The following is a 22,774-nucleotide window of genomic DNA, read 5'->3' as shown; positions in this document are numbered from 1 at the left end:
CATTAAGCTTGGTAGGGGCGACTATTCGGTGGCTCCGCAAGCCAACTGTAAATATCATCTCTCATCAGCTCAGTCGTTGCTTTATAAAACTCTCTCATATTGAAGCCCCAGACGCTGCCATGGCACATTTTAGAGTGATTTAATTTAAATTTTTTTTCGAAATTTTCAAATATTTTGACATTTTTATCTCTTTTTATATCGCAGTTTAAATATGTTACTAGATGATAAAAAGCTTTCATTTCTGTGTGCTGCCCAGTTTCAATTGGGTGTATGAACTCTTTTGTATATCTGTAAGGTACATTCATGTCAGACTCACATTGGTGAACAAGGCTGACAATTTGTTTTGGGTGAATACCTACGGAAATAAACATACTGTCAAGCTCCAGCATCCTTGAAAAAGGAGTGTGCATACCATAACTATGAGGAGCTGTGTTTTCGCAAATATAAGAAGCTTCTTTTCCTATAGCAGTGCGAGACGAAAAAGGGTGAAGCTGTCTAATGCTTCCTGCTTGATTTCTGATAAATTCGCTAAAAGCACCGGTTTCAGAAGGTGTATTTTTTAGTGAAAATGGAATGTTAGTATTACAAAGTGAAAAGCTATGGGTTGGCACTACAATTGTACCTTCTGGGCCTATCAAATCCATAATCACTTTAAGGTGTAAATTTAACAGCTCGAACTTACTCAAAGAAAGAGAAATACCAACTTTTGTGATATCTCCAGTAACATAAACAACTTTTCCTTCTGTGATACCAACAGAAGAGTATGCCTGTTTTAAACTTTCGTAAGATATGTCTGCTAACATGAAAGCTCTAATTCCTTGTTTAATTCACTAGGTTAAAGAATGCCGTAATTACAGCTTTTTGCTCATCTGCTGCCATAGTTGGATGCAGAGGAATAGTAACAGCCTGTTTGTAGTAGCTTTCTGCATTAGGGAAATCACCGTCCGAAAAGCCTAAAGCTTGATAATAAGGCTGTAAATGGATCGGTATATAATGCAAGTGAGCAATAATTCCTTGCTCGCGCATGCCTGTAATGACTGACTTGTGTTTTTCTACATCACACTGTGTTAAACGAACAATATATAAATGGTAGCTAGAGTAACAATCATCCGATTGTTTTAAATGAGCTACCGTTGAGTTTGCAAATGCATGGTTATATGTTGTTGCAATGTCGTTTCGCACTGATACAAAGTTGTCTAGCTGCTTTAACTGACTCAGTCCTAAAGCGGCTTGCATATCAGTCATTCTATAATTAAAACCAAGCTCTAACTGTTGATAATACCAAGGGCCGTGACTTGGCTCGGTCATTTCTTTAGGAATATTAGTAATACCATGACTTCGCAAGCGGCTCATTTTTTTGTTGAGCTCAGCGCAGTTGGTAACCGCCATACCCCCTTCAGCAGATGTAATTATCTTGACTGGATGAAAGCTAAACACAGTAATATCTGAATAAACACAGCTGCCAACAGGCTTATCTTTGTACTTCGCGCCAATAGCATGCGAGGCATCTTCAATAACCTTAAAACCATACTCTTTGGCAAGTGCATTGATTGCTGCCATATCGCATGACTGACCAGCTAGATGAACAGGGATCACGACTTTAGGGAGTTGCTGGTTTTGTTTGGCTAACGTTAGTTTTTCTTGAAGCGCTGCAACAGACATATTGCCTGTTTCAAGGTCGATATCAACAAAATCGATGTCTGCGCCACAATACAGGGCGCAGTTACTCGAGGCGACAAAGGAGATTGGCGATGTCCATACAATGTCATCTTTACCTACGCCTAAAGCTAGGCAAGCAATATGTAACGCTGAAGTCGCACTGTTAGTGGCACAGGCATAGTGAGCACCACAATATTCTGCAATAGCACTTTCAAATGCCGGAACAGCAGGTCCTTGCGTTAGCCAGTCAGACTTTAATACATCAATTACGGCGTTGATGTCATCTTGAGAAATATTTTGTTTGCCGTAAGGAATTACCTTATTCGTCATAATGCAGTATTACAGTAACGCTTGGACATTGAAGTTTTTAATTTCTTCAATGCTCATATAATCTGGGTTATCGAGTGAGTTATACTCGAAACCTTGGGCAACTTGCTCGCCTTTTTCGCCAAGTGCGTTTTCAGTAAAATCATTGCTACGACTACTGAATTTTATGCCCGGAGCGATCACAAAGTGATCGCTATATTCGTACGTTTCAAAGCATAAGTCGGCAGGACACATAACTTCGTGTAACTTTTCACCAGGGCGAATACCAATTATTTTAATTGGTAAGTCAGGTGCCATTGCTTTGGCAAGATCAGTAATGCGAATTGAAGGGATCTTCGGAACGAAAATTTCGCCACCTAACATACGCTCAAAGTTTGTTAAAACAAAATCAACACCTTGTTGCAGGCTAATCCAGAAGCGAGTCATTTCTTCATGAGTAATTGGTATATGGTCGCGGCCTTGGTCGATAAATTTTTGAAAAATAGGCACAACAGAGCCACGCGAACACACTACGTTACCGTATCTTACTACAGCAAAGGTTGTTTTATGGCCGCCAGCAATATTGTTAGCAGCCACAAATAACTTATCTGATGCAAGTTTAGTCGCACCATATAAGTTGATTGGGTTCGCGGCTTTATCAGTCGACAGTGCAATGACTTTTTCTACGTTATTATCAAGAGCCGCATCAATGACATTTTCAGCACCATTAATATTGGTTTTGATACATTCCATTGGGTTGTATTCAGCGGCAGGTACTTGTTTTAATGCTGCTGCGTGAATCACATAGTTCACACCACGCATAGCACGACGAAGCCTTTCTTTATCGCGTACATCACCAATAAAATAACGCATACACGGTTGGTCAAACTCTTGCTGCATTTCAAACTGTTTGAGTTCGTCACGCGAAAAGATAATGATCTTTTTTGGCTTATAGCGTTCTAGAAGCGTTTTGACGTATTTTTTACCGAATGAACCGGTACCACCGGTAATTAAAATTGTTTTATTGTCGAACATAGTGTTACCCGAGTTATTTTTCATTGGCGTTTGATACGCAAAGTGAGAATTTTGACACAATTCTCAGTAATTTAACTATTAACTAATACACTAGCAAGTCAGATGCCAAGTTAATTTATCTAAACCATGGTACAAAGTGCAAATTTTGGCAAATTAAGCTATAATTTAAACAATCGGTTTGTCGGAGGCCGCCATGAAAATTCAATCACCCAATACCGGGTTTTTAAACCAAACTCAGCAAACGGGTAACAAGCTTGCTGAGCAACTAGCATCAGGTAAAAAAGTAAATTCAGCGGCAGATGATGCCGCTGCACTGCAAATTATTGATAGATTAACATCGCAGCAAGATGGCTACAGTCAAGCAATTAATAATGCGTACGATGGCATTTCTTACTCGCAAGTAACAGAGTCAAATTTATCTGGTGTAAATGATGCCGTTTCTCGCATTCGAGAGCTGTCTATTCAAGCGGGTAATGGTGCGCTCACAGATAATGATAGAGCTGCACTTCAAGAAGAAGTGTCGCAATTACAAACGCAAATATCAGAAACGTTTGAAAATGCGACATTCGGTGGTAAACCTTTATTTGATGGTGAGCAAGTGTCGTTTCAAGTTGGTCCTGATGCCAACACCACACAATCAGTGACGCCATCTGATGGCAGTATTGCTTCAGTTATTGCAGGAATCGATATTTCAACCCAAGCAGGAGCTCAAGCTGCGATTGATATTAGCGACCAAGCAGCTGAAGAAATTAACACGCAAAGAGCTGAGCTAGGCGCTTTTCAAAACACCTTGGCGAGTACGATAAAAGGTTTAGGTAACCAGCGAGAGAACATTGCTGCGAGCCAAAGCCGAATAGAAGATACTGACTATGCAAAAGCTGTGTCTGATCAAGTAGCTAATGATATTTTATCGCAAGCATCGATTGCCTTACGTGGTCAGGCAAATCGTTCAGCCGAATCTATATTAGGTTTACTTTAATTCTTTAGTATTAAATTTTAGTGCTAAGTGACTATTTTTTGGCGTTGATGTCAATAAATTGCCGCTTAGCGCTTGCATCCCTCCTAAACTCGCTTACAATTTAGAAATTAACTAACCTCGTGGTAACTGTGGTTCGCCAATAATGATCTTAATTTTAGACAATAATAATAATCGTGCGATAGGTTTACATGCAGCACTTACCTTCATTGGTGAAACTGCACAATTAGTTGATGAGACTTCATTACAGTCTTTTTGTGAAAAACATCAACAGCAAGAATGTATGGTCATTCTTGGTGCTTTACAGCAGCTAAATCACGAGGCTGTGATCAAACAGTTTCCAGCCATTCCGTTTTTATTAATTGGTGAAACACTCAAACCGTTACTAAGCATTGCTAATGTAGTTGGTTTAATTTGTGAGCCGTTTAACCATGATGTAACTACTCAGCTATTGCATGATTGTCAGCAATATCAGCGCATGCTACCGGGTGACCATAAACAAGCTAAATCTAACAAATCGTTTGATGGTTTAGTCGGTGAAACCGAAGCTGTAAAAGATGTGCGCTTTTTAATTGAACAAGTAGCAAAAACCGATGCCAATGTACTGATCTTAGGTGAGTCAGGCACAGGTAAAGAAGTTGTTGCACGTAACGTTCATTTACTCTCTAAACGCAATACCGGGCCATTTGTGCCGGTAAACTGTGGTGCTATCCCAGGCGAGCTTCTTGAAAGTGAGCTATTTGGCCATGAAAAGGGTGCTTTTACGGGGGCTATTTCTGCACGAAAAGGGCGTTTTGAATTAGCGCAAGGCGGCACGCTGTTTCTAGATGAAATTGGTGATATGCCTTTGCAAATGCAGGTTAAACTATTGCGTGTGTTGCAAGAGCGTAGCTATGAGCGAGTAGGGGGTACTAAGCCTATTCAAGCGGATGTACGCATTATTGCTGCAACTCACCGCAATCTTGAAGAGATGATTGAGCAGGGCGACTTCCGTGAAGACCTTTTTTATCGCTTAAACGTATTTCCAATTGAAAACCCTTCGCTTAGTGAGCGTGCCGACGACATTCCTCTACTTTTAAAAGAGCTAATGCGTCGTGTGAACGAGCAAAGTGGCACAACGGCCAAATTTACTGAGCGTGCGATTCAAAGCTTAAAAGAGCATGCGTGGCCGGGGAATATTCGTGAACTTGCTAACTTAGTTGAACGCATGGTGATCATGTTCCCTGATAAAGTAGTTGATGTGCCAGACCTTCCAGCTAAATATCGTTATATTGAAGTTGAGGCTTATGAGCCTGAGTATCCAGAAGAGTTGATGGAGCGAGATGCTTTCAACGATATTTTCAGTACAGGCTTTAGTGATTATGATGATGAAGAACCTGATGTACCAGCAACAACGGTTGACTCAGGTTTACTACCAGATGAAGGAATTGAGCTCAAAGAGTATCTTGCTGAGCTAGAAATTAGCTTAATCAGCCAAGCATTAGAGCGCTATGATTACGTTGTTGCACGAGCTGCAGAAATTTTAGGTGTTAGGCGCACCACACTGGTCGAAAAAATGAAGAAATACAACCTAACGCGCGACTAAGCCGCGTTAGGTTTCTTCCTCGGTTATATCTCTTTAATATTCACTAATTATCTCAGCTTTTCTAAAGCAATCATTGCTATGGTCATTTACCATGCCACAGGCCTGCATGTGGGCATACACCGTAGTAGGGCCTAAAAACTTAAAACCGCGCTTTTTTAAATCTTTGGCGAATGCTGTTGAGACTTCAGTAATAGCCGGGTAATCCTCTAATTTATCAAGATCGTTTACCAATGGTTTGCCACCAACAAACTGCCATTGGTAATTTGAGAAACTGCCAAACTCTTTTTGAATCTCAATAAACCGTTGCGCGTTATTAATAGTGGCGGCGATTTTAGCGCGATTACGAATAATACCTTCAAACTGCATTAACCTTTCGACGTCGTCTTCGGTCATTTTGGCAACCTCTTCGACAACAAAGTTTTTGAAGGCACTGCGATAGCCATCACGCTTTTTAAGTATGGTATACCAACTCAGTCCCGCTTGTGCTGACTCTAAGGTTATAAATTCAAATAAGCGGTGATCATCATATAATGGCACCCCCCATTCTTGGTCATGATAGGCCACATAATCTTCTTTGCTGGTATCGAGCCACGGGCAACGACAATGGTGTTCTTTTTGCATTATTCCCTCGCGATTGTCATTTTTTTGTCAGTGTTATTTTGTCTTTAATTTATTGAAATAAAACAAAAATAAATTTGGTACGGATTGTGCATTTAGCTAGGTAGACACGATTTTTTGAGTATCGATTATGGCCTTAGCAAATGTCCTAAAACCACAATTTATCACAGCCAAACAATATAACCCATGCTTACAACAAGAAGAGTATGTGGGTGAGTTGAGTGAGCTGCGCCAACAAGCCAGTTGGTTAGGTCATTTGGTTGATACCATGCCTGCGGGTGTGGTGGTTTTAGATGGCCGAGGCATGATCGCAAAAGCCAATCAAATTGCCATTGATATGCTAGGTGAGCCCCTTGAAGGTGAAAAGTGGTTTAGCGTAATTCAACGCTCATTTCGACCACAGCAAGACGATGGACATGAAGTATCACTTAAGGATGGCCGTTTAATAAAGCTTGATATTACTGCGCTTGCTCCAGAGCCAGGGCAGTTAATTTTAATGACAGATTTAACTGAAACCAGGCGCTTACAAAAGCGAGTAGCACATATGCAGCGCTTAAGTGCGCTTGGCAAAATGGTCGCTTCGCTTGCTCATCAAGTCAGAACACCGTTATCTGCGGCCATGCTTTATGCTGCCAATTTAGGCTCAAAGCGATTGCCAGAAAGCTCGCGTGGCAACTTTCATACGAAGCTAATGTCGCGTTTAAAAGATTTAGAAACCCAAGTGAACGATATGCTGTTATTTGCCAAAAGTGGTGAGCAACAAGTGGTCGAAAGCGTTTCAATGCAACAGTTACTTAATGAAGTAAAAGCCGGTGCTGATGCTATGGTTGCACAAAATAACAGTGAACTTAGCGTGAACTTGCCTGAGCCAGATATTGAAATTATGGGTAATAAAACTGCTCTGGCGAGTGCTATTCAAAACCTGATCCACAACAGTATTCAAATTATTGGCTCTGAGGCTGTGGTAACCCTGAGTGCCGAACGTGACGAAACCAGCGAAAACTGTGTTCGCATCAGTGTCAGTGATAATGGCCCAGGTGTTGATTTACGTCATGCGAACAAATTATTCGAACCTTTTTACACTACCAAAAGCCAAGGCACGGGGCTTGGACTTGCAGTTGTAAGTTCAGTCGCCAATGCGCACCAAGGACGGGTTGAAGTGACTAATAATGCTCATGGGGGAGCATGTTTTAGTTTGATCTTGCCAATTAGTGCAGAACCAATGTCAGCGGAGGCAAAATGAATACTAACTCTATTTTAGTCGTTGAAGACGACGCAGGCTTACGAGAAGCACTGATTGATACCCTTGAAATGTCGGGTATTGATTGCGTTGCTGCAGATAGCGCTGAACAAGCGATGATCTTGCTTAAGCAAAATAGCTATTCATTGGTTGTTAGTGATGTGCAAATGGGCGCTATGAGTGGCCTTGACCTATTACGTAGCATTAAACTTAATTATCCTGAGCTGCCGGTATTAATGATGACAGCCTATGCCACCATTGATGATGCTGTAGAAGCAATGCGTTTAGGCGCGATTGATTATATGGCAAAACCGTTTGCACCAGAAGTGCTTCTTAATATGGTGAGTCGTTATTTGCCTGAAAAAGAAAAAGAAACCGATGGCCCAATTGTTGCCGATCCATCAAGTATTAAGCTATTAGAGCTCGCGAGCAAAGTTGCCCGTTCAGATGCCAGTGTCATGGTACTCGGCCCAAGTGGCTCGGGTAAAGAAGTGTTGGCTCGTTTTATCCACGATAAATCAAATCGTAGCGATGCTCCCTTTGTGGCTATTAACTGTGCTGCTATTCCTGAAAACATGCTTGAAGCAACCTTATTCGGTTACGAAAAAGGGGCGTTTACCGGCGCGATTCAAGCTTGCCCGGGTAAATTTGAGCAAGCTCAAGGTGGTACCATCTTACTAGATGAAATCACTGAGATGGATTTAGGCTTACAAGCTAAATTACTGCGTGTACTTCAAGAGCGCGAAGTAGAGCGCTTAGGCGGTCGTAAAACCATAGAGCTTGATGTTCGCGTTCTAGCTACAAGTAACCGAGATTTAAAAGAAGCAGTGAGCGAAAATCTATTTAGAGAAGATTTATATTATCGCTTAAATGTATTCCCGCTAATGTGGAAACCATTAGCCGAGCGTCCTGGCGACATTATTGTATTGGCTGAACATTTAATAGAGCGTCATTGCCTGAAAAGTAAAGAACCTATCGCTCAACTAAGTGAGGGTGCGAAACAAAAGCTGCTATCGCATGCTTGGCCTGGTAACGTACGAGAGCTTGATAACGTTATTCAACGGGCGTTGATATTATGCGATGGTAATAGTATTCATCAAGATGATGTCTTTATTGAAGAGTTGCTTACGGTTGATATAAAGCCAGTCGCTACGCCGCCACACAACGCACCGGTATATCAAGAACAGCCTGTTGAAGTTAATTTAGATACCGTGCCACAAGTGAGTGAGCAAGGTAATTACAAAGACGAGCTGAAAGACAAAGAGCATCGTATTATTTTAGAAACCTTAGCGCGTTGTAACGGCAAGCGTAAAGAGGTTGCAGAAACCTTAGGTATTAGTCCGCGCACGTTACGTTATAAATTGGCGCAAATGCGAGACTTGGGTATAGCCTTACCTGCATAAACTCCTTCCAAGAAGTTACTCAAACAAGCTTACATTTTTGTGAGCTTGTTTGCTGTCAAAACTCTGACATGTGAAATTAATGATTTAAGCCATTGAATTTGTTTGTTTTATTTTGTGGCACGGTTTGTGCTTTATCAGTGCATAAGTAAACTGCATTGTCAGAGAGTATTATGAAAGTTCAAAACAGCGCATTATTTCAAGAAATGCAAGCTATGGCTTCAGAAGTAGGCCGTAGTAACTCAATTAATAATTTACCAACACAAACTCAGCCAACATCGTCGGCACAGTTTGGTGATTTACTTACCAATGCACTTGATACAGTGAATGGCTTACAACAAGACGCTAAGCAAAAAGTAACAGCAATGGAAATGGGCGATCGCAGTGTTTCTTTAGCTGACGTAATGATTGCTTCGCAAAAATCATCAGTCGCTTTTGAAGCTACGGTGCAAGTTCGAAATAAACTTGTTGAAGCTTATAAAGAAATCATGAACATGCCTGTGTAACTAGGTAGTGGAGAATTATTGTGGCGCAACCTAATCAATCAACTGATCTAGCCTTAGCAGGCGGCGGTATCGACTCAACCGATACTGATGATCAACAAGAGCAAAAGTCAGGCTACCTAAGTGCCTTAAACGGTGTAGATGTTTTACGCCAGGTTACTTTAGTGATCGCTTTGGCAATCTGTTTGGCTATCGCAATTTTTATTATTATTTGGGCTCGTCAACCAGATATGCGTCCGCTTGGCAAAATGCCAACGGAAGAGCTTATTCAAACGCTGGACTTTTTAGACGCTCAAAAGATTGATTACGAACTTGATGGTAACGTCATCTCTGTTGAAGAAGGTGAATACCAAAACATCAAATTATTGATGGCTCGTGAAGGCCTAGAGCAAGCGCCAAGCTCAGGGACTGACATCATCATGCAAGACATGGGGTTTGGTGTTAGCCAACGCCTTGAACGTGAACGTTTAAAACATGGTCGTGAGCAACAGCTTGCACGTACCATCGAAGAGCTAAAAAATGTTACTCGCGCCAAAGTACTTTTAGCTATTCCAAAAGAAAACGTATTTGCTCGTCGCGAAAAACAACCTTCAGCGACGGTAGTGCTTACCTTAAAACGCGGTCGTACACTTGACGGTGAAGAAGTTGACTCAGTAGTTGATATTGTTGCCTCAGCAGTCCAAGGTTTATCGCCAGAGCGTGTTACTGTTACCGATCAAAATGGTCGCTTACTTAATTCAGGCTCACAAAACTCACTTGCTGCTCGCTCTCGTAAAGAGTATGAAATTGAACGTAAGCGTGAAGAAGAGTACTTAAATAAAATCGATAGCATCCTTATTCCAGTTGTAGGCTTAGGTAACTATACCGCGCAAGTCGATTTAAACATGGACTTTAGTGCAGTCGAAGAAACACAAAAACGTTATAACCCAGACTTACCCGCTGTGCGCAGTGAAACCACGTTCGAAGAAAACAACATCGGTGGTCTTGCAGTGGGCATTCCTGGTGCGCTAACGAATCAGCCGCCAGTTAACTCTAATATTCCAGAAATTGCAGGCCAAGGTGGAGCAGGCTCAGCAACGAACCCAAGTCGTTCGCATAAAGAAGCAACACGTAACTACGAGCTTGATACAACAATTTCGCATAAGCGTCAGCAAACCGGTGTTATTCGTCGTATCAGTGTTTCAGTTGCCGTTGATTATGTACCGCAGGTGGGTGAAAATGGTGAAACAACCATGGTTCCTCGCTCTGTAGAAGCATTGTCAAATATTCGTCGTTTATTACAAGGCGGTGTTGGTTTTGATATGCAGCGTGGTGATGCACTTGAGGTTGTCACAGTGCCATTTGTTCGTGAAGATGCTGGTGAAGCGATTGAAGTTCCACTTTGGGAGCAAGATTGGTTCATGAAGATGCTACGCTTAGCATTAGGTGCACTGGTTATCATCGTACTGATTGTCTTTGTAGTAAGACCTATGCTGAAACGTCTAATTTACCCAGACGATACACTAGAAGAATATGATGAAGATGCATTAAGTGCAGGTGTAGATATTGGTGATAGCACGCTAGATATGCTAAATAAAGACTTTGACTCTGCTGCTGTAGGATTCTCAAGTGATGGTACACTACAGCTGCCAGACTTACATGGCGATGAAGATTTACTCAAAGCAGTTCGTGCATTGGTTGCAAATGAACCAGAACTGTCTTCTCAAGTAGTGAAAGCGTGGTTAACAGAAGATGACTGATCAAGAACAAAAACAACTACCACCGGCGTTTGATGTTGATAAATTAGACGGTGTTGATAAGGCGGCAATCTTATTGCTGAGCTTATCAGAAGAAGATGCTGCGCAAATCCTTAAGCACTTAGAGCCAAAGCAAGTGCAAAAAGTGGGTATGGCAATGGCTGCGCTAGATGATTTATCGCAAGCGAAAATTAGCGCAGTCCATAATTTGTTTATTGAGCAAATTCAAAGCTTCAGTACCATAGGCTTCCAGTCTGAAGACTTTATCAAAAAAGCTCTTACAGCAGCGCTTGGTGAAGACAAGGCAGCCAGCCTTATTGACCAAATTGTTATGGGCTCAGGGGCGAAAGGTCTTGATTCATTGAAGTGGATGGATTCAAAGCAAGTGGCGAATATTATTCGCAACGAGCACCCGCAAATTCAAACCATTGTTTTATCGTATTTAGAGCCAGAGCAATCAGCGGAAATCTTGTCGCAATTCCCAGAAAAAGTGCGCTTAGATTTAACCATGCGTATTGCAAACCTTGAAGAAGTTCAACCAGCAGCATTGCAAGAGTTGAATGAAATCATGGAGAAACAGTTCGCAGGTCAAGCTGGTGCGCAAGCTGCGAAAATGGGTGGCTTGAAAGCGGCTGCTGATATCATGAACTACCTAGATACCAATGTTGAAGGTCAGTTAATGGATTCAATCCGTGAACACGATGAAGAGATGTCACAGCAAATCCAAGACCTTATGTTTGTCTTTGAGAACTTAATGGATGTTGAAGACCGTGGTATTCAAGCGATCCTTCGTGAAGTACAGCAAGATGTATTAATGAAAGCAATTAAAGGTACTGACGAAGCATTAAAAGAGAAGATTTTGGGTAATATGTCAAAACGTGCTGCTGAATTACTCGCTGATGATCTTGAGGCAATGGGCCCTGTTCGTATTAGTGAAGTAGAAGCGGCACAGAAAGAAATTCTTTCTACGGCACGTCGTTTAGCTGACTCAGGCGAAATTATGCTTGGTGGCGGTGGTGGTGAGGAGTTCCTGTAAGCCATGAGTAAGTCTTCATTTCATACAGGACGCCCAGTGCATGCCAGTGAAGCTGCCGATGAATTATTGGAAAACTGGCCAATTCCTGAAGTGACGCAAGATACAACAAAACTCGCTGGACGCTCAACGGCGTATGGCACGCCTTTAGCTGACTTATATCGTAAAGAGCAGCAAAAGCAGCAGGCCGAAGAGCAGCCAGAAGAGCCTGAAATTCCGTCCCTAACAATGGCTGAGCTTGAAAAGATCCGTCAAGATGCCTATGAAGAAGGGCTAAAGCAAGGTCATGAGCAAGGCTATATAGATGGTTTTGAAAAAGGCGCACATGAGGGAAAAGAAGCAGGTTTTAAAGAAGGTGTTGAGCTAGGTAAGGAGCAAGGGCAAGAAGAAATAAAGCCTATTTTAGAAGAGCAGCTGACCAACTTAAGAAGCTTACTTGATAGCCTTTCTCAACCATTATCTAAAGTCGATGAAAGTGCCGAAAAGCAGTTAGTGCAGTTAGCTGTTATGTTAACTGAAATTTTAGTTTACCAAGAAATTAAAACCTCACCTGAAGTCATTTTACATGCTTTGAAGCAAGCTATTGATGCGTTAGGTGAAGAGCAAGCTAAAGTACGTATTCACTTACACCCCGATGATATTACTTTAATTACTGAAAGTTATGGCGAACAAACTATCGCAGATAACCATTGGCAGTTAGTTGCAGAGCCGACTTTAGAACGTGGTGGCTGCGAAATTAAAACCCCGCAATCATCCCTCGACATGACAATAAAAACCCGCGTCAAAGAAACGTTGGAAAACTTTTTGCATAGCAGTGGTATCTAATACTTTTTAGGCTCATTATGAGTGCTCAATCAATGACTCTAAGCGAACGCTTACAGCGCTATGAAAAACATATCAAGGCCCCAAAACCAGCCGTTGCCGGTATTCTGACGCGTGTAGTTGGTTTAACGCTAGAAGCAAAAGGGCTTAGAGCACCTGTTGGCAGTCAATGTAAAATTGAAACCATTAACGGCTTTGTTGATGCTGAAGTCGTTGGTTTTAATGACCAAACACTTTACTTGATGCCAAATGATCACATCTCTGGCGTACTGCCTGGTGCACGAGTTATCCCAAAGCTAAATGAAACAGGACTGCCTGTTGGCATGAGTTTACTTGGCCGTGTAGTGGATGGCCTTGGTCGGCCACTTGATGGCTTGGGCGCCATTAATGCTGAGCATCACTTAAAGTTTGCGCAAAACTCAATTAACCCTCTTGCAAGACGACCAATCAGTCAACCTATGGACGTAGGTGTACGAGCCATCAACTCCGTTATTACCGTAGGTCAAGGCCAGCGTATGGGTCTGTTTGCAGGCTCTGGTGTCGGTAAATCAGTATTACTGGGTATGATGACTCGCGGCTCTGAAGCAGATGTAATTGTGGTAGGTCTTGTGGGTGAACGTGGTCGTGAGGTAAAAGAGTTCATTGAAGAAATTTTAGGTGTTGAAGGGCGTAAGCGCTCAGTGGTGGTTGCAGCTCCTGCGGATGCTTCACCATTAATGCGTTTAAAAGGCTGTGAAAGTGCAGTGACCATTGCGGAATACTTTCGCGATCAAGGTCTTAACGTATTGTTATTACTAGACTCCGTTACCCGTTATGCCATGGCGCAACGTGAAATCGCCTTAGCCGTTGGTGAGCCTCCTGCGACTAAGGGGTATCCGCCTTCAGTATTTGCTAAATTACCAGCGCTGGTGGAGCGTGCTGGTAATGGTGGTGAAGGGCAAGGTTCGATCACCGCGTTTTTCACTGTGCTTAGTGAAGGGGATGATATGCAAGATCCAATTGCTGACTCTGCTCGTGCTATATTAGATGGCCACATTGTTTTATCTCGAGATTTAGCTGACAGCGGTCATTATCCGGCTATTGATATCGAAAAATCGATTTCTCGTGTTATGCCACAAGTTGTGTCTGAAGCGCATATGCAACAAGCTCGAGTGCTAAAACAAGTGTATTCAATGTACCAACAGAACAAAGATATGATCACACTAGGTGCGTACCAAAAAGGCACCGACCCTATGCTTGACCAAGCAATTAATATGATGCCACGTGTGAATCAATTCCTTCAGCAAGGCATGAAAGATGTGATCAGTTATGATGATGGTCTACAAGGTCTTGCGCAGTTATTAGGACAAGGTTAATGGCTCAAAGTAAACTTGATTTATTGTTAAAGCTTGAGAGCGATAAAGAAGAATCTTTACGCATGGATTATTTAAAAGCCCAGCAGCACTTACAAAGTAATCAACAAAAACTGCAAGGGCTGAATAACTTTCGCATGGAGTATTCTCAGCAGTTGCATTTGAAAGGACGATCTGGTTTGTCTAGTGCTGGGTTTAGTCAATATCATGCCTTTATCGCAAAAATTGAAGAAGCGATACGCCAGCAAGCCAGCACAGTGAATACTGCAAAACAGGTTGTTACGCAGCGCAAAGCATTGTGGTTAAAACAGCAAGTGAAAGCAAAAGCAGTGGCGAAATTAATCGAAAAGCAAGCTGAAAAACAAGCGATGAAAGTAGCTAAAGCGGAGCAAAAAATGCTGGATGAATTTGCTTCAAATCAGTTTTATCAACGTCAACTTAAAAACGCACTTCTCTAAAATACTATCTTTTTTAGGCATGTTAATTGCATTTACCTAACCAGTAGCATTAATTTTGGCACTTGCGGCGGCAAATTGCCTCTTTAGTTTTAGGTGAATTATGGCGATCAGTGATATCAATTTGCAGGTTAAAACTGAGCAAGGTACTGGTTTTTCAGGCAAAGACTCAGAGTCTAGCGACAAAGCATCGGGCTTAAGTTTTTTAACTTCACTTACAGAAGCAAGTGAAGCGGCAAACGCGCAAGCAAATAGCACCCCTCAAACAAAAAGTGATGCAGATACTCATTCTGTTGATGAAACTAAAGCTGTCAGTATTTCTGAAGAACCTAAATCAGATGCCAAATTAGGTGATGAGAACACAACTGCTGATGCTAAAGTTGCAACTGCTACCACGTCTACACAGCAACAATCTAAAACAAGTCCAGATATTCGTAATGCAGCTGTAACTAAAGAGCCAAGCGATGAACTTGCTCTTGTAGAAGATGAAGAAAACTCACTGCTTTCGCAAATTAATGCAGCTCAAGCTATGAGTACACGTGTTAATAAATTGATTGAAAATAATGATTTTAGCCCTGTAGTTGTTGATAAAAAACCAACCCCAATCGATACCATCACACCTGTTATACCTTCACCGATGACAGACTTTGCACAAACCGATGATTCAAAAGCCGACGCGGAAGGCGACAATTCAATAGCAAGCTTATTACATAAGTCTAAAGTTGCGACAGCGGTAGATAGCCAGCTAAAAGCGATTGGCGATTTACCACCAAAAGATAGCGTGACTCCGATTGTTGATGGTCCATTAATAGACAAAGAAAAGCAGGGTGTTTCAGCTGTTAATACACCTGATACAAAGCCTCAAGTAGCTAACTTTGCCAGTGCAACACAAGCAACTGACAACAAAGAATCCACCGTTGATGTAGACGCTCTGTTAAATAACGCTCAGAAACAGGCTGTGAATTCAGACGCTACAAAAACATCTGATGGCAAAGAACTTGGCGTAAATGAGGCAAGTAAAACTGTTTTAAATAAGGTGGTTGCAGATTTAAATAGCGATGCTCAAGTAGATACAAAAACAGCTGAAGTTAATTCAAAACAAACACAAAGCTACACTGACAAAACGGCAGCAAATTTCAGTGCTGAGCAAAGCATTGCTAAAAACATTGAAGCTGGCACGGCAAAAGTGCCAGACAAACCAGCTGACGCAGCTGCCAAAATTGATCAAGCCGTAACAGAAAAACCAGTTTTAGATAAACCAGTAACAGATAAGTCAATCGTTAGCTTGCTGGCCAAAGTACAAAGTGGCGATGGGCAGGCTGTAAGTGAGTTCGCTAAAGGTTTATCGCTAACCTCTGAGCAACAAAAGCAACTTGAGCAACAAATAAATCAACTTAAAGCTGATAATAAGCTCGGTGCTGATGAGGTGGCAACAATCAAGTCGCTATTGACTGATGTGAACAGTAGTAAGCCTACAACGCAAACTGCACAGAGTCCTGTATCACAACTTGCTGTAGAGCAAGACATTGCTGAAGAAAGCCAGGCAAAACAAGATGCTAAATTAGCTGACAATAAGGCTCTCGATAACAAATTACCTACAGGTGTAGAAAAGCAAATCACGGCGCTGACTAAGGATGAGCAGCAAGCATTGTTAAACAAAGTGAACACTCAGTTGCAAACGTTAACGCCGGGCACTGCTCAGTACGAAAAATTAGCTGCAGCTCAAACTGTGCTGACAGAGGCTATAAATGCCCCTGCAACAGCCAGTACTGCGATGCCAGTAACCGCAGCAACAGTTAATGTTGAAAATAATAGAGCGAAACAAAATAATACCGCGCAAATTACAGCCGATGTGACAAAAGTAGTTGCTAGTGAAGAAGTAACCACAGAGCTTGATACAAAAATTAATACAGAACGTACACAGGAAACTGTTACTGTGCGTGTAGCTCAATTATTTACCCAGCTAACGACTCAAGCAAATGCAACAACACAACCAGGTGCCTATGAAATGGCTCATCAGCAATATGAGCAAGCACTAGACGTACAAACACTGCATACACAAACAACTGCGCAAACTCAGACTCAATCTAAATCGGTGAATGTTGACCCTGGTGTAATGCAAGCGATTAATATCATAAAAAGTGATGCTGCAAAGATGCTTCAAGAGCGAGTTAGCGCGTTACTAAATATTAATAATAAAGAAGCTGAAATTCGCTTAGATCCGCCAGAAATGGGCAGTATGCAAATTCGTATACGTAGCGATGCGGAGCAAGCTCAAATTAATTTTGTTGTTCAAAATCAGCAGGCTAAAGAAGCTTTAGAGCAATCAATGCCACGCTTACGAGAAATGCTTGCACAGCAAGGTATTGAGCTTGGTGAAAGTAGTATTCAGCAGGGGAACCCTGAGCAACAACAAGAGCAGTCTGGGCAAGGGCAGCTTGCTGGAAATCAACAGGCTGAGGAGCAGCAGCCAGAAGTAACAGCACAAAGCGCAGAAACTTCTCGACAACAATCTTCATCATCAATAGATTACTATGCATAAGTCCTGCTATTATAAGAAATAAAATAGTTACAGCGCGATAAACAGCTTGCTGTAACTTTGAGGGAAGTGACAATGGCCGAAGAAGCAAATTTAGAAATAGAAGATACGGGTAAAGGCAAAAAGAAGCTGATTATCATCATTGCTGCTGTAGTGTTGATTGCTGGTGCTGCTGCGGGTTACTTTTTATTTATGGGCGATGATGCCCCTGAAGAAAGCCTAGCAGATGAAACCACAGTGACAGAGGCTGCTGCACCATCGAGCTCCGCACAGATTGGTTCGGCTCTGTATGTCGCAATGCCACGCCCATTTGTATTTAATGTACCCGGTGCAAGTCGCGACCGAATTGTACAAATAAAAGTTCAGCTACTTGTTCGCGGTGAAGTGAACGAAGAAACTGCCAAAAAGCATATTCCACTTATCGAAAGTACCTTACTTGGCGTTCTTTCAACAACGACCGCAGATGAATTAGGTACCAGTGAAGGTAAAGAGTCAGTACGTGTTGCTGCACTTGAAAAAGTACAATCAGCATTAAGTGATGTTGAAGGTAGCAAAGTGATAGAGCGGGTATTATTTACCGGCTTTGTGATGCAATAAGGGGTCAGCGTGAGCGATTTATTATCTCAAGACGAAATTGATGCGCTCTTACATGGCGTTGATGAAGTCGAAGAGGAAGATATTCACGAAGGTGATGACTTAGACAGTAATACCTTACAGTATGACTTCTCATCACAAGATCGTATTGTTCGGGGTCGTATGCCGACCTTGGAGATCGTGAATGAACGTTTTGCCCGTCATATGCGAATTAGCCTATTTAACATGATGCGCCGCACCGCTGAGGTGTCGATTAACGGCGTACAAATGATTAAATTTGGCGAATATATTCATACCTTATTCGTGCCAACTAGTTTGAACATGGTACGTTTTCGTCCGTTGAAGGGCACCGGCCTAATTACCATGGAAGCCCGATTAGTATTCATTTTAGTGGATAACTTTTTTGGTGGTGATGGCCGCTATCATGCAAAAATAGAAGGCCGTGAATTTACCCCAACAGAACGCCGTATTGTTCAAATGCTGCTTAAAATCATCTTCGAAGATTATAAAGAAGCATGGGCGCCGGTAATGGATGTGTCTTTTGAGTACCTTGACTCAGAAGTTAACCCAGCGATGGCTAACATCGTAAGTCCAACTGAAGTGGTTGTTATTAGCTCTTTCCATATTGAGCTAGATGGTGGTGGCGGTGATTTCCATATCGCATTACCTTATTCGATGCTTGAGCCAATCCGTGAATTACTCGATGCCGGTGTGCAATCAGACACTGAAGACACTGACTTACGTTGGAGTAAAGCATTACGTGATGAGATCATGGATGTTGAGGTCGATTTATCGACTCAATTGCTTGAGGTTGATCTAACGCTACAACAGATTATGGAGCTTAAAGCTGGCGATATTATCCCTGTTGAAATGCCAGAACATATCACCGTATTTGTAGAAGAATTGCCGACTTTCAGAGCGAAAATGGGCCGCTCTCGTGACAATGTGGCACTACAAATTAGTGAAAAAATTAAACGCCCTGAATCAGTTAAGTCAGAACTACATGTGTTCACAAAAGGTGGCAAAAAACTGGATTCAGATGCAGAATTAGCAGAACTAGAAGAAGATCTACATCTATCTGAAGGTGTAGATTTAGACTGGTAGTCGATTTATAAGGTTAAACATAATGAGTGATGATCAAGATACAATGGACGAATGGGCTGCGGCACTAGCCGAAGCTGAAGAAGCTGAGGGTGGCTCAGGCGATGCTGCTGTAGCGGAACTTGATGAGTTAAAAGATGAAAGACATGAGCTGTCTGGCGACGAAAAACGTAAACTTGATACTATCTTGGACATTCCAGTTACTATTTCGATGGAAGTGGGTCGTTCAAAAATCAACATTCGTAACTTATTACAGCTTAACCAAGGTTCAGTGGTAGAACTAGACCGAGTCGCTGGTGAGCCACTTGATGTATTGGTTAATGGCACCCTAATTGCGCATGGTGAGGTGGTTGTTGTCAACGATAAGTTCGGTATTCGTTTAACTGACGTTATCAGCCAAGTTGAGCGTATTAAAAAGTTACGATGAATGCTTTAGTTGCTTTAACAAGTGCGTCGAGCACTGCATTTCCTACGGCATCACCGACGGCAGATTTACTGTCTATGGTGATGTCTTTGCTTTTAGTGCTGGTGGTTATTATTGCTTTGGCTTTTTTGGTTAAAAAATTAAACCCAAACCTTGCCAACAGTGATGAATTTAAAGTAGTGCGCAGTTTGCCTTTGGGCTCTCGTGAGCGCTTGATGGTCATTGAAATCGATAACGCTCAGCACTTAATTGGTGTGACCCCGCATAGTATTAACTACCTGCATAAGCTAGAAACACCACTACAAGAAAAAGAACTGCCAGAACTTGCCAAAAAATTTGGTAAGTTGCTGAACCCACAATCACCTTCAAATAAAAAGAATTAACGCTATGATCAAGTGGATACTTATTTTAGCAAGTGTGTTGTTTTTGCCGTCGGTTAATGCTGAAGGCATAGAAGCACTGACCATTACCACCAACCCTGATGGCTCTCAAGATTACTCCGTGACGCTACAAGTGTTAGCGATCATGACGGCGCTGAGCTTTATTCCAGCGGCGGTCATTATGATGACTTCATTTACACGGATTATTGTGGTTCTGGCGATATTACGCCAAGCAATAGGCTTACAACAAACTCCATCGAATCAAATTTTGTTAGGTATGTCGCTGTTTTTAAGTATTTTTATTATGGCGCCAATTTATCAGCAAGTGAATGAGCGCGCTATTGAGCCATACTTGAATGAACAAGTTACCTCAGTGCAAGCATTAGAACTTGCCAAAGAGCCAATGAAAGCGTTTATGCTCTCGCAAGTTCGTATAAAAGATTTAGAGACTTTTGCGAAAATAGCTGGTTATGAGCAATTAGATTCGCCAGAAGACACGCCGTTGATTGTATTGATCCCAGCGTTTGTTACCAGCGAATTGCAAACGGCCTTTATCATTGGTTTTATGTTTTTCATCCCATTTTTGATTGTGGATTTAGTCGTGGCCTCCGTATTAATGGCCATGGGTATGATGATGCTTTCGCCGATGATTGTATCTTTGCCGTTTAAGATTATGCTGTTTGTATTAGTAGACGGTTGGAGCCTTGTGATGGGCACGCTGGCGAAGAGCTTTGGGCTCGGGGTGTAACAATGCAATTCAAGGCACATAATTAGGTAGGAGAGACAAAATGGAACCAGAAATTTTTGTCGATATACTCAGTGACGCGCTATTTTTAGTTATAAAGTTAGTGTCTGCAATCGTAGTACCTGGCTTATTAGTCGGTCTTGTAGTGGCTGTTTTCCAAGCGGCAACATCAATCAATGAGCAAACCTTAAGCTTTTTACCTCGTTTGCTGATTACCATAAGCGCACTTATTATAGGTGGTCACTGGTTCACGCAAGAGCTTATGGACTACTTCACTCGTTTAGTGATGTCGATACCGGAGATAGCAGGCTAAATGGAATTTCCATTTGCGGTTATTATTCAATGGCTCAGCGATTTTTTGCTGCCATTAGTGCGTATTAGCTCAATGATTATGATCATGGCAGGCCTTGGCGCGAAGAATGTACCAAGCCGAATTAAGCTTGGTTTAGCGGTAGTTGTAACCTTTGTTGCTGTGCCTATGCTGCCCCCTGCGACTTTTAATAACTTATTTTCGTTTGAGATGATCCTTGTGGTCATTCAGCAAATGCTTATTGGTGTGGCGATAGGCTTTGCTTCAGTACTATTATTAAATACCTTTGTTTTAGCAGGGCAAATACTCGCGATGCAAACTGGTCTTGGTTTTGCGTCCGTCGTTGATCCATCGAATGGTCTGAGTGTACCCGCTGTGGGGCAATTTTATCTAATCTTGGCGACCTTGCTCTTTTTTGTTTTCAATGGTCATTTAATGATGATTCAAATGGTCATTCATAGCTTTGAAGTGCTACCAATTGATGGAAATTGGTGGGCTGTTGATCATTACTGGGATATTGTTACTTGGGGTGGTTGGATGTTCACCACAGCCTTGGTGCTTGCTTTAGCACCACTGACAGCTATGCTGGTGATTAACATGTCGTTTGGTGTGATGACCCGTGCGGCACCGCAGTTAAATATTTTTTCGATAGGTTTTCCGTTTACCTTAGTGGCTGGGCTCGTGATTATTTGGGCAACGCTTGGTAACTTCATGACTCAATTTGAGTTTCAGTGGTTAAAAATGGTTGAGTTAATGTGCAGCCTTGTTGGTTGTACACCTTAGGAGCACGCCATGGCTGAAGATTCAGGTCAAGAAAAAACCGAAGAACCCACGCAGAAAAAAATTGATGATGCCAAAAAGAAAGGTCAGGTTGCCCGCTCAAAAGAGCTAGGTACAATGTTTGTGCTTATCTTCTCAGCTATTTCCTTATTGTTGTATGGACCTGAAATTGGCAAAGGTCTTTATAATGTGATGGGGCGCTTATTAAGCCTTAACCGTAATGAAACCTACGACACCACTAAAATGTTTTCAGTGTGGGGAATTGTTGCGGATGCGTTGTTATTCCCTATGGCAATGTTTGTGTTGATCATCGTGATAGCCGCTTTTGTTGGGAATACTTTACTGGGGGGCTATAACTTTAGTTGGCAAGCGGCAGCACCAAAAGCAAGTAAGATGTCGCCAGCTAAAGGTATTAAGCGTATGCTTGGCCCTCAAGCAGGAGTTGAGTTAGTTAAGTCTATTTTAAAATTTGTAGTGGTTGCAGGTTTTGCGGTGTTCTTAATTAATACTTTCTTTGATGAAATACTGCACCTAAGCATTGAAAGCGCGCCCGGAAATTTTATCCATGCACTCGAAATACTATCTTGGATGTTCTTGGGGTTAACTTGTACGTTAATCATTATTGCAGCAATAGATTCTCCTTATCAAAGTCACAAACACCATAAACAGTTAAAAATGACCTTACAAGAGGTAAAAGACGAATTTAAAAACTCTGAGGGTGATCCGCAAATAAAAGCGCGTATTCGCCGTACTCAGCGTGAAATGTCGCAAAGGCGTATGATGCAAGATGTACCTGATGCCGATGTGATTGTAACCAACCCGACCCATTATTCTGTAGCACTTAAATACGATACAGCTAAAGCGGGTGCGCCAATTGTGCTTGCTAAAGGCGTAGACGAGCTTGCTATGCAAATTCGTAAAGTGGGTAAGGGTAATGACGTGCCAATTGTTGAGTCACCGATGCTTACACGTGCGCTGTATCACACCACCGATGTGGGCAATCAAATACCTGATCAGCTATTCACAGCCGTTGCGCAAGTGCTAGCTTATGTCTTCCAGTTAAAGCGCTTCCAAAAAGGGCGTGGAAAACGTCCTGTTCCACTTAATAAAAAGCTCCCAATACCCGATGCTTACAAATATTAGTAAGTAGTTATATAACTTGGAATAGTTATTGCAAATTC

The 22,774-nt window shown here is 42.0% G+C and carries 23 protein-coding genes; 19 read left to right on the top strand and 4 right to left on the bottom strand.

Going from position 1 to position 22,774, the window contains the following annotated elements; all coding sequences use genetic code 11:
- Positions 1 to 2 precede the first annotated feature (2 nt).
- Genes AADY36_RS12225 through pseB form a run of 3 tightly spaced genes read right to left on the bottom strand, consistent with a single transcriptional unit; the run spans position 3 to position 3,000 of the window.
- Complete coding sequence (locus AADY36_RS12225; RefSeq protein WP_054562191.1) at positions 3 to 803, bottom strand: AAC(3) family N-acetyltransferase; 801 nt, start codon at positions 801 to 803, stop codon at positions 3 to 5.
- 19 nt (positions 804 to 822) lie between these two features.
- The gene (pseC, locus tag AADY36_RS12220) at positions 823 to 1,989 is read right to left on the bottom strand and encodes a UDP-4-amino-4,6-dideoxy-N-acetyl-beta-L-altrosamine transaminase (protein ID WP_342409026.1); all 1,167 of its coding nucleotides are present in this window, start codon (positions 1,987 to 1,989) and stop codon (positions 823 to 825) included.
- A 9-nt stretch (positions 1,990 to 1,998) separates the two neighbouring features.
- The gene (gene pseB, locus AADY36_RS12215; RefSeq protein WP_054562189.1) at positions 1,999 to 3,000 is read right to left on the bottom strand and encodes a UDP-N-acetylglucosamine 4,6-dehydratase (inverting); all 1,002 of its coding nucleotides are present in this window, start codon (positions 2,998 to 3,000) and stop codon (positions 1,999 to 2,001) included.
- 193 nt (positions 3,001 to 3,193) lie between these two features.
- Between pseB and AADY36_RS12210 the strand changes: the two genes are divergently transcribed.
- Entirely contained in the window at positions 3,194 to 3,979 is a 786-nt protein-coding gene (locus AADY36_RS12210; protein WP_054562188.1) for a flagellin N-terminal helical domain-containing protein, read from the top strand.
- A gap of 142 nt (positions 3,980 to 4,121) precedes the next feature.
- Complete coding sequence (locus tag AADY36_RS12205; protein WP_055020699.1) at positions 4,122 to 5,561, top strand: sigma-54 dependent transcriptional regulator; 1,440 nt, start codon at positions 4,122 to 4,124, stop codon at positions 5,559 to 5,561.
- Positions 5,562 to 5,594: 33 nt separating this feature from the next.
- On the opposite strand, the gene AADY36_RS12200 is transcribed toward AADY36_RS12205, so the two are convergent.
- The gene (locus tag AADY36_RS12200) at positions 5,595 to 6,182 is read right to left on the bottom strand and encodes a DNA-3-methyladenine glycosylase I (RefSeq protein WP_342409025.1); all 588 of its coding nucleotides are present in this window, start codon (positions 6,180 to 6,182) and stop codon (positions 5,595 to 5,597) included.
- Between the two features lie 127 nt (positions 6,183 to 6,309).
- Here AADY36_RS12200 and AADY36_RS12195 point away from each other — a divergent pair, with 127 nt between their 5' ends.
- The 17 genes from AADY36_RS12195 to flhB all read left to right on the top strand — a co-directional run bounded on the left by AADY36_RS12195 (position 6,310) and on the right by flhB (position 22,736).
- Positions 6,310 to 7,422 carry a sensor histidine kinase gene (locus tag AADY36_RS12195; protein WP_054562185.1) on the top strand — a complete coding sequence of 371 codons (1,113 nt, stop codon included), beginning with the start codon at positions 6,310 to 6,312 and terminating at the stop codon, positions 7,420 to 7,422.
- Complete coding sequence (locus AADY36_RS12190) at positions 7,419 to 8,822, top strand: sigma-54-dependent transcriptional regulator (protein ID WP_054562184.1); 1,404 nt, start codon at positions 7,419 to 7,421, stop codon at positions 8,820 to 8,822. Before AADY36_RS12195 ends, AADY36_RS12190 begins: the two co-directional genes overlap by 4 nt.
- Before the next feature lie 170 nt (positions 8,823 to 8,992).
- Entirely contained in the window at positions 8,993 to 9,325 is a 333-nt protein-coding gene (gene fliE / locus AADY36_RS12185; protein WP_054562183.1) for a flagellar hook-basal body complex protein FliE, read from the top strand.
- Between the two features lie 20 nt (positions 9,326 to 9,345).
- A complete protein-coding gene (gene fliF / locus AADY36_RS12180; protein WP_342409024.1) occupies positions 9,346 to 11,061 on the top strand; it encodes a flagellar basal-body MS-ring/collar protein FliF in 1,716 nt (571 codons plus the stop codon).
- A complete protein-coding gene (gene fliG / locus AADY36_RS12175; RefSeq protein ID WP_054553274.1) occupies positions 11,054 to 12,094 on the top strand; it encodes a flagellar motor switch protein FliG in 1,041 nt (346 codons plus the stop codon). Before fliF ends, fliG begins: the two co-directional genes overlap by 8 nt.
- Before the next feature lie 3 nt (positions 12,095 to 12,097).
- The gene (fliH, locus tag AADY36_RS12170; RefSeq protein ID WP_054562181.1) at positions 12,098 to 12,916 is read left to right on the top strand and encodes a flagellar assembly protein FliH; all 819 of its coding nucleotides are present in this window, start codon (positions 12,098 to 12,100) and stop codon (positions 12,914 to 12,916) included.
- A gap of 17 nt (positions 12,917 to 12,933) precedes the next feature.
- On the top strand, positions 12,934 to 14,268 hold the full coding sequence (gene fliI / locus AADY36_RS12165) for a flagellar protein export ATPase FliI (RefSeq protein ID WP_055020702.1): 1,335 nt from the start codon (positions 12,934 to 12,936) through the stop codon (positions 14,266 to 14,268).
- The gene (gene fliJ / locus AADY36_RS12160; RefSeq protein ID WP_055020703.1) at positions 14,268 to 14,723 is read left to right on the top strand and encodes a flagellar export protein FliJ; all 456 of its coding nucleotides are present in this window, start codon (positions 14,268 to 14,270) and stop codon (positions 14,721 to 14,723) included. The genes fliI and fliJ overlap by 1 nt, the downstream gene beginning before the upstream one ends.
- A gap of 100 nt (positions 14,724 to 14,823) precedes the next feature.
- Positions 14,824 to 17,262 (top strand): flagellar hook-length control protein FliK, encoded by a 2,439-nt coding sequence (locus tag AADY36_RS12155; protein WP_342409023.1) that lies wholly within the window; start codon positions 14,824 to 14,826, stop codon positions 17,260 to 17,262.
- A gap of 72 nt (positions 17,263 to 17,334) precedes the next feature.
- Positions 17,335 to 17,856: a flagellar basal body-associated protein FliL gene (gene fliL, locus AADY36_RS12150; protein WP_054562177.1), complete on the top strand. Its 522-nt coding sequence runs from the start codon at positions 17,335 to 17,337 to the stop codon at positions 17,854 to 17,856.
- Positions 17,857 to 17,865: 9 nt separating this feature from the next.
- Entirely contained in the window at positions 17,866 to 18,957 is a 1,092-nt protein-coding gene (fliM, locus tag AADY36_RS12145) for a flagellar motor switch protein FliM (RefSeq protein WP_054553268.1), read from the top strand.
- Between the two features lie 22 nt (positions 18,958 to 18,979).
- Entirely contained in the window at positions 18,980 to 19,381 is a 402-nt protein-coding gene (gene fliN, locus AADY36_RS12140) for a flagellar motor switch protein FliN (protein ID WP_054553267.1), read from the top strand.
- Positions 19,378 to 19,761, top strand: a complete 384-nt coding sequence (gene fliO, locus AADY36_RS12135) for a flagellar biosynthetic protein FliO (protein ID WP_054553266.1) — start codon at positions 19,378 to 19,380, stop codon at positions 19,759 to 19,761. The genes fliN and fliO overlap by 4 nt, the downstream gene beginning before the upstream one ends.
- A 4-nt stretch (positions 19,762 to 19,765) precedes the next feature.
- Complete coding sequence (gene fliP, locus AADY36_RS12130; RefSeq protein ID WP_054553265.1) at positions 19,766 to 20,506, top strand: flagellar type III secretion system pore protein FliP; 741 nt, start codon at positions 19,766 to 19,768, stop codon at positions 20,504 to 20,506.
- A 40-nt stretch (positions 20,507 to 20,546) separates the two neighbouring features.
- Positions 20,547 to 20,816 carry a flagellar biosynthesis protein FliQ gene (gene fliQ / locus AADY36_RS12125; RefSeq protein WP_054553264.1) on the top strand — a complete coding sequence of 90 codons (270 nt, stop codon included), beginning with the start codon at positions 20,547 to 20,549 and terminating at the stop codon, positions 20,814 to 20,816.
- Positions 20,817 to 21,596, top strand: coding sequence for a flagellar biosynthetic protein FliR (gene fliR / locus AADY36_RS12120; RefSeq protein WP_054553263.1), 780 nt, complete (start codon positions 20,817 to 20,819; stop codon positions 21,594 to 21,596).
- A gap of 9 nt (positions 21,597 to 21,605) precedes the next feature.
- Entirely contained in the window at positions 21,606 to 22,736 is a 1,131-nt protein-coding gene (gene flhB, locus AADY36_RS12115) for a flagellar biosynthesis protein FlhB (RefSeq protein WP_054562176.1), read from the top strand.
- Positions 22,737 to 22,774 lie beyond the last annotated feature (38 nt).

Origin of the sequence: Pseudoalteromonas sp. D15MCD-2 (genome assembly GCF_038562745.1) — a bacterium.
GTDB lineage: Bacteria > Pseudomonadota > Gammaproteobacteria > Enterobacterales > Alteromonadaceae > Pseudoalteromonas.
The sequence above is the reverse complement of the archived record's forward strand: the minus strand, read 5'-3'. Positions and strand labels throughout refer to the sequence as shown.